This is a genomic window from Psychrobacter sp. 4Dc (assembly GCF_002836715.1).
In the GTDB taxonomy this organism is placed as follows: Bacteria; Pseudomonadota; Gammaproteobacteria; order Pseudomonadales; family Moraxellaceae; genus Psychrobacter.
This window is the reverse complement of the sequence record NZ_PJAT01000001.1, coordinates 1-11,469: the sequence shown is the minus strand read 5'-3', so window position 1 is coordinate 11,469 and position 11,469 is coordinate 1. Positions and strand designations below refer to the sequence as shown.

Here is an 11,469-nt window from a genome sequence, read left to right as displayed (position 1 = left end):
GTCTGTATTTTATTCTTAGTGGCCTACGTAGCGAATCCTATTTAAAGGTGAGCAATGAATAACGACTATCTGGGAGACAGTCGTCCGCAGCGCAAGACGAAAGGCTATGCCTGTAGATAGTTCTTGTGTTGCCTAGCAAAGCACTGCTTTGCCTTAACGGCGCTCTTCTCGTTCGTCAGCTCTTTATCTAGAATAGGGACACTATGTACATTGGTATTAAGCGATATTGATGTTAAATTATAAAGCAATAAATTATTTAGTATCGAGTATAGTATGAGCAAAAAAAGCAAATCTAGGCGAGACGTTAGGAAAAAGGCGAAAGAGCAAAAACGGAATAAAAAGCGAGATATGCAAATCAAGGAGAAGCAGAGAATACCAACTATTTACTTCGATGAGTCTGGTAATACAGGCTCAAATTTAATCGATTTAGATCAGCCAGTATTTACTTTAGCTAGTTGTACATTCTCCAAAGAGATATCTGAACAACTGCTTGAATTGATTGATTCTAACTCTACTCAGGAAGTACATTTCAAAAATCTTCGACGTCGAAAATCTGGACAAGATGCAATTATCCGATTAATGAGTAGTAAGTTACTTGATGTGAAGTGCGTTAAAATAAATATTTTTTTAAAAGAGTTTATGATTACGACAAAGATTGTCGATATACTAATTGAATATATGATGCACTTGATGGGTGAAGATCTCTATTTAAATGGTCAGAATATAGCCCTTTCAAATATGCTTTATTACTGTTTACCGACATATTGTGATAAAAACTTGGTGCAATCAATGTATAGGTTGTTTGTGATCATGATTCGTTCGCAAGATCAAGAAAACATTGACAACTTTTACAACGAAGTTGAAAATGTAAAAGATTCGTCATCTGATGAAAGTTTTAAGACATACTTAGATACCATACTAGCCACTAAAAAATTTATAGATGGTGCACTAAACTGTACTGATAAGCACTCTCTAGATCCATCTATACCTGCATTTTTTAGCCAATGTGCTCAATGGAGTGCCTTATATCCAAAAGGTTTTCATATCATTCATGATGATTCTCATAGTCTCGAAAAAGAAAGGTTATTATTTGCTCAATTTATGGACTGGACACAAAATGAAGTAGAATTGGGTTATGATCGAAGAAAGTATAATCTACCTCTCAAAGGTAAATCTTTAAAGTTTGCTAGCTCTAAAGATTTCTCACAAATACAAGTGTCTGACATTATAGCCAGTTCTTTTGCCTATTGGGCGACTGGGGTCAGTCGCGGGGAGACTGAAGACTATTTATTTTTAGAATTAGATAAGCTCGATCTGAATAGATTTGTCGGTCATAACAAAATATGGCCTACAAAGGACGTAACACCAGAGGAGTTAGGTACGATTCATAACGGTGGTTTAAATGCAGCAGACCATACACCGTTCTTTCTATACAACGCCACACCAAATCCAAGTGTCATGAATACTGAATAAATTAAAGTATCCAGAACTGGTAAAGCTACGCTAGTATTTACAACTTTACGTCTGAATATTTTTATTACTTTTATCTAGGAACAATCATGTCCGCTCATAATTATAATGAAATCAGAAGAATCATCTTTTCTACAGCAAATAATCCTAATAAGGGTTTTCTATTAGCTCACGAATGGTTGGATAGCACTTATAAATCAAAGCTTGGTTATAAAGGGTACTCCGGTTTGAAGGCGGAGCTTAATTTTTATCAAAGGTATGGTCAAGATTTTAAATTAACTGTTGCTGGAGATATGGGAGAACATGCTGACTTTAGTGGTATGTATGGCTCCTTAGCGACTAGATTTGATGTAACTACAAATATTGATTATAAAAAATTTTCTGAATATGAACCTTTTATGGGTAACGGAATCTCATATAAAATTGCTTTATATGATAAAACTAATTTTGAAGTTATAGACGTTTTAGACTTAGCTTTCCCTAATTGTCAATGGTGTGGAGAGCACGAAATTCCGTTTGTGGCTCTGCTCGGTGAAAACTATAATCGACACGGAATGCCACTAATGCATAATGATCAACCTACTTTTAGTGTTTGTATAGGTTGTCAGTCATTAAGAGAGTTAAAAAGAAATATTGATTTTATACCAAGTCCCAGTGAATATTTTGAAAGACATGCTATGGGAGAAACCGAAGAACAAAGACTAAAGTCAACTCAGCAATACAACATTGAACAATACAAGTATTTCAGAAGAGAGTTTACTGATAATTTGATGGGAATCGCGAGTCATAGTTACCACATGACAGATCGTAAAGGAGATGGATATTGGAGTTTAAATTTCACTTTCCAAAATAGGGCTGTATCTGATGTATTACCGTTTGAAATTGAGTGTGGACATGATATTTAAAAGTTGTAAGCAATTGCATCTACTCAATACGCTGCTTACGTCCTAAAACTAATTATAATATTTCTCTGCGCTATTCAGTATTCACACTAAGTCGTAGCTGATACTTAGGACGACACCGCAAACAGCCGAAGCAATAACTTTCCCACAAAAAAAAGCCCATATTAGCGAACTAATACGGGCTTTGACATTCAATAAAGTATTCAACAAACTAAGCTAACAACTAAGCACCTTTACCAAATTTACCACTTTGGAAGTCGTTGATGGCTTGCATAATTTCTTGATGACTGCTCATAATAAAGGGCCCGTATTGCACAATCGGCTCATGTAGAGGACGACCAGTGATCAAAATTACTTTGGTATCTTTTTGACTATTTGCTAAAACAATTCACCTATCTCAGGTATCTCTTCAAAATCGAATCCTAACTGTTCATCTTTACGCTGTCTCATTTGTTCTATACGCAGCTTACGTCCTGCGATAAGCCTTAGCACCTCGCGCTGCTGCTCTGTCGTCATATCATGCCATAGCTGGCGCTCAGTTCGACTACGCAGGCAACCAAAGCAATAACCCTTCTTATTGCTTTGACAAAGACCAATACATGGATTGGCAATCTCGAACAGCTCAAACTGTTGATTCATGACTCCTCCATAATGACTACCGTCATTCCTTTGACCTGCATAAAATCACTGTACAACATTATTATGTCGCAAATACCGACTAATAGTGTGCCATTTTATTATTATTATTTCCGTCTAGCGGGTGCTATGCTTAGCTTTGATAGCCTTTATAAGATAATCATAACAAAATTAATAAGTGAGATGATACGTGAACTTGATTTATATCCATGGATTGGACAGTGATGCCAACTCGACCAAAGGGGTGCTGTTAGAAAAATATTGTCAGCTTCATCATCCTGATATTAATGTGCTGCGTCCTGATTTAAATAAAACCCCAGCACAAGTATGTGAGCAATTACTGTCTTTAATCAAAGCGCTAAATAATAGTGAAGATAGAAAATCAGCAGATAAGCAGACTGAGTTATCAAATACGGTATTAATCGGCAGCTCGCTAGGTGGGTATTTTTCTACTTTGATAAGCAATCAGATAGGTTGCCCAGTTTTATTGCTCAATCCTAGTACTCAGCCCCATATCACTTTACAGCGTTTCTCTAATAAACCAGTATCAAGTCAAGATAACTTAAATGAGTCATCTACTAGCAAAGTCCTGCATACGACAGCGGGTGGCTGGAGTATTACGACTGCAGATTTACAGTGGTTTGCAGATCATCAGCTTTTATCAGTAAATTATCCTGATAAAATTGCTGTGCTATTAAAAGAAGGCGACGAGCTGTTAAATTCTGAATTGTCTAAAGCTTTTTATCAAGGTCAGGGCGCATCGGTAACGGTGCAAGTGGGTGGCGATCATCGCTTCAGTGATTTTAATGATCAGTTGCCCATGGTAATGAATATCTTACAGAGTTTAGTACAGCCTTAAATAGACGACATTATATGACGTAAGCGATGGAGTATTAACGTTAACGTCGCCATTTTTCGTTATAATGGTTTAATAGAATTAAACGCACGCGAACAGTTAAGGATGCATTTGTGAGTCAATATAATGCGCAATCGTTAGAAGTTTTAGAAGGTCTTGAGCCAGTCCGTCGTCGTCCAGGTATGTATACCGATACCACGCGCCCGAATCATTTGGCGCAAGAGGTCATTGATAACTCGGTTGATGAGGCATTGGTGGGTTATGCTAAAACCATCAAAGTGCAACTGCACAGTGATGGCTCGTTGTCTGTCGAAGATGATGGGCGAGGTATGCCGACGGATATTCATCCTGAGTTTGGTCAATCTGGTATTGAGCTGATATTAACTCGCTTACATGCAGGTGGAAAGTTCTCGACCTCCAATTATGAAGTGTCAGGTGGTCTACATGGTGTGGGTATTTCCGTTGTTAACGCACTATCAACTCGCGTTGAGGTTACGGTATGGCGTGATAGCACACAGTTTGATATGGCATTTGAAAATGGTGCACCAGTTACGCCATTAACGGAAGCAGTCAGCTCAAACAAACGCAAACGTGGCACCAGAGTGCACTTTTGGGCGGATGGTAGTTTCTTTGATACACCTAAACTTAATGTAAAACAGCTCAAGCATAATTTAAAAGCAAAGGCTGTTTTGGCCGCTGGACTGACGATTGAATTCACTGACGATATTAATAATGAAAAGGTCGTTTGGCAGTTTACAGATGGGGTAGTCGAGTATCTAAGCGAACAATTAGATGGTTTGGAAACATTGCCTGAAGCACCGTTTTATTATAATTACGATGCGAAAGCGGGCGAACGAGCGGCTATTACCTTTGCCTTGTCTTGGTTGCCTGATGGTGGTACGCCGATTCAAGAAAGCTATGTGAACCTGATTCCGACAGCTCAGGGCGGTACGCACGTCAACGGACTGCGTACGGGCATCTTAGAAGCATTACGTGAGTTCTGCGATATTCACAATTTGCTACCACGTAGTGTGAAGCTAACCGCAGAAGATGTCTGGGATGGGGTGAATTATATCCTGTCTCTGAAGTTCTCTGAGCCACAGTTTTCTGGACAGACCAAAGAGCGTTTATCTAGCCGTGAAGCTGCAGGCGCTGTACAAACATTGGCAAAAGATGCCTTTAGCCTATGGTTAAACCAGCATGCGGACATGGGTACGCAAATCGCTGAATTGGCGATTAATAAAGCAGGTCGTCGTCTGAAATCGGCCAAAAAAGTCGCTCGTAAGAAGATTACGCAGGGACCCGCATTGCCTGGTAAATTGGCAGACTGCCGTGGTGATTTACGTGATGGCGCTGAGCTGTTCTTGGTGGAGGGTGATTCTGCGGGTGGTAGTGCTAAGCAAGCAAGAGATCGTCATTATCAGGCGATATTACCTCTGCGTGGCAAAATCTTGAATACGTGGGAAGTATCCTCAGATACGGTGCTATCAAGCCAAGAGATTCATGATATTGCCATTGCTATCGGTGTCGATCCTGCCTCTGATGATTTGTCCGAGCTACGTTACGACAAGATATGTATCTTAGCGGATGCTGACTCTGATGGACTGCACATTGCGACATTGATCTGCGCTTTGTTTGTGAAGCATTTCCCTGCACTAGTGGATGCAGGGCATCTATTTGTGGCCATGCCGCCCTTGTATCGAGTAGATGTAGGTAAAGAAGTTCATTATGCATTGGATGAGCCGGAGCTTGCACATATCTTGGCTAACGTACCGGGTAATAAAAAAGCCCAGATTACACGTTTTAAAGGACTTGGTGAAATGAGTGCTGAGCAACTACGTGAGACGACGATGAGCCGTGATACACGCCGCTTAGTACAGTTAGATATGGATGACATGGTACTGACCAATAGCGTGATGGATATGCTACTGGCTAAGAAACGTGCCTCTGATCGCAAGTCGTGGCTTGAGAGCAAAGGGGATTTGGCCGATATTTCTTAAGGATTAGCAAGGAATCTAAAGAAATATGGGTGCAGAATATTGGGATAGGTCATTACTTATATTTATGGATAAACGATCTATCACATAATAAAAGCACGCAAAATTCAGCCTAGCCACAAAGGCTTAATGGTATTATGTCAGTACCTTTCATTATATTGTGCTGTCATGATACCGAAGATTTTTAACCGTTCTAAGTCTGTTGTTTCTAAACCTGCGCGCTCCAAAGTACTCCCAAAACTTAGCAAAAAGCATTTGGGAGACAAGGTTCCAAAGCGTGGCAACAAGTTTGCGCCTGTTATTGCATCCGCGCTGTTAAAGGCATCAGGTTGGCGTACGGTAGGCGAGATTCCAAATATCTCACAAGCTGTAGTGCTTGCTCTACCACATACTTCTAATGTGGATGGTATTTATGCGATTCCAAGTCTGTTTGCATTAGATATCAAAATCAGCATTATGGGCAAGCACACGCTATTTAAAGTTCCTGTGTTTGCACAGTTATTAAATTGGATAGGGGTTATTCCTATCGATCGTGGTAATAAAGGCTCTGTACTGCAAGCCAGTATTGATAAGTTCAAAACTGGTGAACCATTATTTTTGGGATTATCACCAGAGGGGACACGGCAATATACTGAGTCGTGGAAGACAGGGTTTTATTATTTAGCGGTGGGTGCTGGCGTACCGATTTTGCCAGTAGCGATGGATTACAATACTAAAGAAATACGGTTTATGTCACTGGTTTATCCTACAGGTGATATCGAAGCAGATTTGCCAAAAATATATTCTCAGTATAAAGGGGTGTTGCCAAGACACCTTGAGCGTTTGTCACAGCCACTACAAGACATCAATAATGCAGCTGAATAAGCCAAATGGTATAAATAATAGTTCAATTAGTTAAGTTAACAGAACTGGTTGTATTGCGGGTACGCAGGCTAACAGCTACCTACAACTAAGTTCTGATAATTGATGTTGAAAAAGCCCCTGATATGATGATATCAGGGGCTTTTTTTGAGTAATATTTGAATGTTTATCAGTGCAAAAGTCTAAAACTGTGGTTGGCCGTTAGAAGCGCTAACACCACCGTCGACAGGTAGATTGACACCAGTAATCATGGAGGCATCATCACTTGCTAAAAAGGTAATGGCAGCGGCGATATCTTCTGGGGTTGCCAAACGTCCAAGCGGACAGCGAGCTAAGAACTTATCCGTCTTAGACTCATTGTCTTGGATAGCCGTAGTCATATCGGTTTTGGTGACACTTGGATTAACCGCGTTGACGCGAACACCATCTGAACCATGATCTAATGCCAATGTACGGGTTAAATTGGTCACACCCGCTTTAGCAGCATTGTAAGCAGCCATGTTCCAGTCACCACCCACACCTGAAAGCGATGAAATATTAACGATATTACCCTTTGATGCAATCAAGTGAGGCATAGCCGCTTGAGAGACATAGAAAGTCCCGTTTAGATTTACATCGATAGCAGAGCGCCAATCATCAGCAGATAGTTCTGTAATTTTACCTTGAGTTGCTTTGCCAGCATTGTTTACCAAGATATCAATTTTGCCGAATTTGTCGATAGCGCGCTCAACCATCTCTTGTACTTGGCTTTGGACACTGATATCGCATGTAATAATGAGATAATTATCGGTATGAATCCAGGTACGATCTTGCGGCAACTCTTTGGCAGTTTCTTCTAGTGTTGCTGCCGTACGTCCTACTAAAACCACACTAGCGCCTTCCTCGGCAAAGCGAATGGCAGTTGCACGGCCAATACCAGAGCCTGCACCCGTTACAACGACGGTCTTTTCTTTAAAACGCTTCATAATGTTTAATCCTTATTATTATATAATAGTCATTAAAAATTCGATGATTAAAATTTCAATGACTACGGTTTCGATAAATATAACTAAGTACAGTTTGTCATCCATAAACTTGCACGCAAGCAATACTGCTTTGATATCATCATAACAAGTGATCGCTTTGAAAGCGACTGTCTCTGATAGTGCTTATGTAGCATAATTTTGCATCATTCAGATATTTGTAATACGCGATAATCATGTTGTTATTATTACGAGCTGGCATGTGCGATATTCACCATACGATAATAGAAGGTTGGAACTTGTGTCCCATTCGATTACTACCATGCCCGACTGGGGCTACCTGACGACCGAGCTGGTCAGTTATTTACAAGCAGATGCTATGGCTGTGACTTTAGCAGGCATGCATACGATTGAGCATGAATACAATGCTCAGTATATCGCTCGTCACTACCAATATCAGTTACCACTTGGCAAGCTACAGCTGTTGGAGCTGACACTGTATCTACCCTATGATACAGAATCAGCTGACATTGAGGCTGTGCGTATGACTGCGGTCAAGTCAGCACTTACATGGTACAAGTCATTATCGTCTCAAAATGAAGAAAATGTCTTAGCTGGTTATGAAGCCATGATTTTTGACATTCAGCTTGTCGGAGGAGGTAGCAGTCTTAATCAAGATGATAACAATGACAGTGCAAATAATTCAAACAGTGCTCTACAGCAACTTAAGCATAATTTTGGGGTTCGTTACTTTTTAGAAGATTTAGTTGTCGACATGAGCGAAAGCATGCAGCAGCTACAAGTATTTAGTTGGGATGATTGGTACTTAATAGCAGCAGCGGTACGAACCCCTTGTGAGTTATGGCGTTTCTTAGCTTATCATTTAGAACAGCTGCAGCAATCGGCTGTAAATCATATTCCAAGTTTCGAGTCAGAAGACGCTTTGGTTGAGCGTTTTTTGCAAAGTCCAGACCTGTTTGCTCCTGCTATTGTAGTAGACAATGCGCTCATCAAAAACAAAGTACAAGACGAACCTAACTCAGCACTGGTCGCCATCACACTTGCATACAAGAACCAAAGTTCAACTGCTCAGATGTACCATCAGCATATGATACAAGCAGCTACGATATGGTCTCAGCTAAGTATGCAGATGATAGATACGTATGGTAAAAAGCACGCAGCTAATAATGACGACCAAACAGTAATACCGCTCGCTCACTGGCAACAACAACTGCTAGATGAGTCTTTGTTTTCACGTCACGAGCTTATCCGTACGCTATATAGACACCCTAAACAAAGCGCAGCGCTGCAAAAAGATGGCTATGTGGTACACCAACATTCTTATGAAAGTTTGGGACGACATTATGTACTGGTGTTTTACGGGCAAGAGTCAAAGGGTTCTAATAGTAAAGCCGCTGTCCAACCGAAGCTAGCGAAGATCGCACAAGACGTTGCTACGCGTTTGCCAATTATTGAGCTACATCATGTAGTCGTGCTTGGTATCGAGTTTATCACTGAGAATAATGAGAATTTTTTCGATATTGATTTGTGGATTCAGCCAGTCGATGCGATGACTCAAAGGGAGCGCCAACTTACTAAGCAAATGCAGAAACTAAAACAACAAGAGTTAGATAAGCAAAATACGCAATCTCCTAATAGCGTGGAAGGTGGTACACCTGCGAAGACGCAAAAAGAGAAGCTACCTCAAGTACAGATGAGCTTGACGATTCCAGCACGTAAAGATAAGCATTAGATTGTAGCGTGAAATTGTTTGAATGACATTTTATACTAAGAGCTTCGATAAAAATAACCATAGATTTATTAATATATTTACTGATATAAAAAAAGACAGCCTAGGCTGTCTTTTTCGTATCTAAACTAAACAATCAAAAATACTTATTTATTGATATCGTCATTGAGACCGCTACCAGGAAGTACGTTATCACTGTTGTAGATGTCATTAGTATCAACACGTGGTGTATCAACTACATCGGTACGTAAATCAGTGGTAGGAGTGCTAGCAGCAGATGGTGTGTTTTCACGAACTGAATCAGCAACTTTTTCTTTAGTTGATGAACTTGGCTGTAGCGCAGATTTTGCTTTCGCTTCAGTGCGTTCATGATCCATCTTGTCCTGCATTTTACGTAGGAAGCGAGCTGCAGCTTCCTGACCACCAAGACCAAATGATAGGGCAAAGGCAACGGCTACTGCACCTAGTGTTAGACCAAATGCTAGGTTAACGATTGAATCAGCAATACCCATCGCTTTTAGACCCATTGCTAATACTAGGCCCATGATTAATACACGTACGATGTTTGCTAGGAATTGTGAACCTTGCTCAGAACGTTCAACCACACCTGCAATGATATTGGCAAGCCAGAATCCGATGAATAGGATAATTGCGCCTAGGATGATGTTTGCACCGAATGCGATAAACATCGTAATAATCGCTGAGATAGGCTCGAAACCTAATAAGTCAGCAGCTGCAATAGCAGCAAATAACATAGCAAAGAAGATAATCGCATAACCAACTAAGTCAGAGATTTTCTTATCGCCCATGGTTTCTTGTAGACCAACTTTCGCAGGTAATTGATTGATTTGAGTGTTCTCAATCAGACCTTTGATGATGTTGGCAACCATGCGTACAACATAGAAAGTTACTACTAGGATAGCGACTGCCATAAAGATGTTTGGCAAGGCTTCCATGATTTTGTTAAGCATATTGGTCGCAGGGCGAGCAATTACTTCAATTTTTAGTGCATTTAGAGCAGCAATAATGGTTGGAATAATAACCACAAGAAATGCTAGCGAACCCGCAATATTAGGTAAGCTATTTTGCTCACTTAAACCTGCTTTTGACGCCAATTCTTGTACATTAAAAGTAGAAACAAGATTGGTGACGATGCCGCGTACGACTTTGGCAATGATATAACCAACGACGAAGACTACACCAGCAATCAAGATGTTAGGGATAAAGCTAAAGATTTTGTCGACCATATTAGTTAGTGGAGCGAACAAACCATCAAGCTCTAATTGACCAAGTACCATGGTCAACACAACCAATAAGATGAACCAGTAAACCATATCAGCAATCGTACTGCTCATTGGTTTTACACCAGCTTGTGCACTTAAACGCTCATCCATAGAGGTTTTCGCGAGTGCAGCGTTGATCGCTGTGCGTGCGACAGTAGCCACGACCCAACCGATCACACCAAGTGCGATAGCGCCGATAAGATTAGGGATAAATGCCAATACTTGATTAACCATATTTGCGAATGGTGCTGAGATAGAGTTTAAGTTTAATTGGCTAAGTGCGCCTGAGATAGCAATGATGAAAATAAACCAGAAAACAATTTTGGAGATGATACCTTCAAGGTCGTAGGTCTTACCAGTTGAAGAGTTCATACGCTGATTGAGATTAACTTTAGAGAGTACGCCGCGTACCAGTGCTGCGATACCAAGGGCTACTAGCCAACCAATAACGAATATCAAAATAGCACCAATGATGGAGCCGATAGGTCCACCGAGATAGCCGTTAAAAGATGTGTACATTGGGTTCATCTTATCCTCCTTGAAGCATCTTATATAACTCGCCAAAAACAATGTTCATACAGCGATTAGTGAGCAAGACATACAGATGGTTGTCATAAATAGTATTTTTAGAATCAGTTATATAGAGATATTATCGTTTTTGAGCATAAATTATTATCAGCAGTATCTCTTATTTATATTACAGTGACTTCGCTATCGATACCTGCTTATTTTTGATAAAAATTAACGCTCGG

Annotated in this window: 10 protein-coding genes; 6 read left to right on the top strand and 4 right to left on the bottom strand. The window is 40.3% G+C overall.

All coding sequences use genetic code 11. The features are described from left to right. The first annotated feature begins 273 nt into the window (after nt 1-273). Both CXF61_RS00390 and CXF61_RS00385 read left to right on the top strand, forming a co-directional pair. Entirely contained in the window at nt 274-1,473 is a 1,200-nt protein-coding gene (locus CXF61_RS00390; RefSeq protein ID WP_165596744.1) for a DUF3800 domain-containing protein, read from the top strand. A gap of 86 nt (nt 1,474-1,559) precedes the next feature. Beyond that, the gene (locus tag CXF61_RS00385; protein WP_165596743.1) at nt 1,560-2,375 is read left to right on the top strand and encodes a hypothetical protein; all 816 of its coding nucleotides are present in this window, start codon (nt 1,560-1,562) and stop codon (nt 2,373-2,375) included. 220 nt (nt 2,376-2,595) lie between these two features. Here CXF61_RS00385 and CXF61_RS00380 read toward each other — a convergent pair whose 3' ends face one another. Together CXF61_RS00380 and CXF61_RS00375 are read right to left on the bottom strand one after the other, a co-directional pair. After that, nucleotides 2,596-2,760, bottom strand: a complete 165-nt coding sequence (locus CXF61_RS00380) for a pirin-like C-terminal cupin domain-containing protein (RefSeq protein WP_165596745.1) — start codon at nt 2,758-2,760, stop codon at nt 2,596-2,598. After that, nucleotides 2,751-3,011 carry a DUF1289 domain-containing protein gene (locus CXF61_RS00375; protein WP_165596742.1) on the bottom strand — a complete coding sequence of 87 codons (261 nt, stop codon included), beginning with the start codon at nt 3,009-3,011 and terminating at the stop codon, nt 2,751-2,753. The genes CXF61_RS00380 and CXF61_RS00375 overlap by 10 nt, the downstream gene beginning before the upstream one ends. A 187-nt stretch (nt 3,012-3,198) precedes the next feature. On the opposite strand from CXF61_RS00375, the gene CXF61_RS00370 reads away from it, so the two are divergent. From CXF61_RS00370 to CXF61_RS00360, 3 genes are all read left to right on the top strand, one after another. After that, nucleotides 3,199-3,867, top strand: a complete 669-nt coding sequence (locus CXF61_RS00370; RefSeq protein WP_165596741.1) for a YqiA/YcfP family alpha/beta fold hydrolase — start codon at nt 3,199-3,201, stop codon at nt 3,865-3,867. 110 nt (nt 3,868-3,977) lie between these two features. Beyond that, nucleotides 3,978-5,864 (top strand): DNA topoisomerase IV subunit B, encoded by a 1,887-nt coding sequence (parE, locus tag CXF61_RS00365; RefSeq protein ID WP_165596740.1) that lies wholly within the window; start codon nt 3,978-3,980, stop codon nt 5,862-5,864. Nucleotides 5,865-6,029: 165 nt separating this feature from the next. Beyond that, nucleotides 6,030-6,725, top strand: a complete 696-nt coding sequence (locus CXF61_RS00360) for a lysophospholipid acyltransferase family protein (protein ID WP_057762140.1) — start codon at nt 6,030-6,032, stop codon at nt 6,723-6,725. 179 nt (nt 6,726-6,904) lie between these two features. Here the strand turns inward: CXF61_RS00360 and CXF61_RS00355 are convergent, their stop codons facing one another. Further along, entirely contained in the window at nt 6,905-7,687 is a 783-nt protein-coding gene (locus CXF61_RS00355) for a meso-2,3-butanediol dehydrogenase (protein WP_057762139.1), read from the bottom strand. A gap of 298 nt (nt 7,688-7,985) precedes the next feature. Here CXF61_RS00355 and CXF61_RS00350 point away from each other — a divergent pair, with 298 nt between their 5' ends. After that, entirely contained in the window at nt 7,986-9,437 is a 1,452-nt protein-coding gene (locus CXF61_RS00350; protein ID WP_165596739.1) for a hypothetical protein, read from the top strand. Nucleotides 9,438-9,580: 143 nt separating this feature from the next. On the opposite strand, the gene CXF61_RS00345 is transcribed toward CXF61_RS00350, so the two are convergent. Further along, nucleotides 9,581-11,245 carry a mechanosensitive ion channel gene (locus tag CXF61_RS00345; RefSeq protein ID WP_165596738.1) on the bottom strand — a complete coding sequence of 555 codons (1,665 nt, stop codon included), beginning with the start codon at nt 11,243-11,245 and terminating at the stop codon, nt 9,581-9,583. Between the last annotated feature and the right edge of the window lie 224 nt (nt 11,246-11,469).

Bases quoted from the DNA above. Each gene is read 5' to 3' on its own strand.
- CXF61_RS00355 (WP_057762139.1), bottom strand. From the start codon at position 7,687: ATGAAGCGTTTTAAAGAAAAGACCGTCGTTGTAACGGGTGCAGGCTCT.
- CXF61_RS00360 (WP_057762140.1), top strand. From the start codon at position 6,030: ATGATACCGAAGATTTTTAACCGTTCTAAGTCTGTTGTTTCTAAACCT.
- CXF61_RS00375 (WP_165596742.1), bottom strand. From the start codon at position 3,011: ATGAATCAACAGTTTGAGCTGTTCGAGATTGCCAATCCATGTATTGGT.
- CXF61_RS00390 (WP_165596744.1), top strand. From the start codon at position 274: ATGAGCAAAAAAAGCAAATCTAGGCGAGACGTTAGGAAAAAGGCGAAA.
- CXF61_RS00345 (WP_165596738.1), bottom strand. From the start codon at position 11,245: ATGAACCCAATGTACACATCTTTTAACGGCTATCTCGGTGGACCTATC.
- CXF61_RS00385 (WP_165596743.1), top strand. From the start codon at position 1,560: ATGTCCGCTCATAATTATAATGAAATCAGAAGAATCATCTTTTCTACA.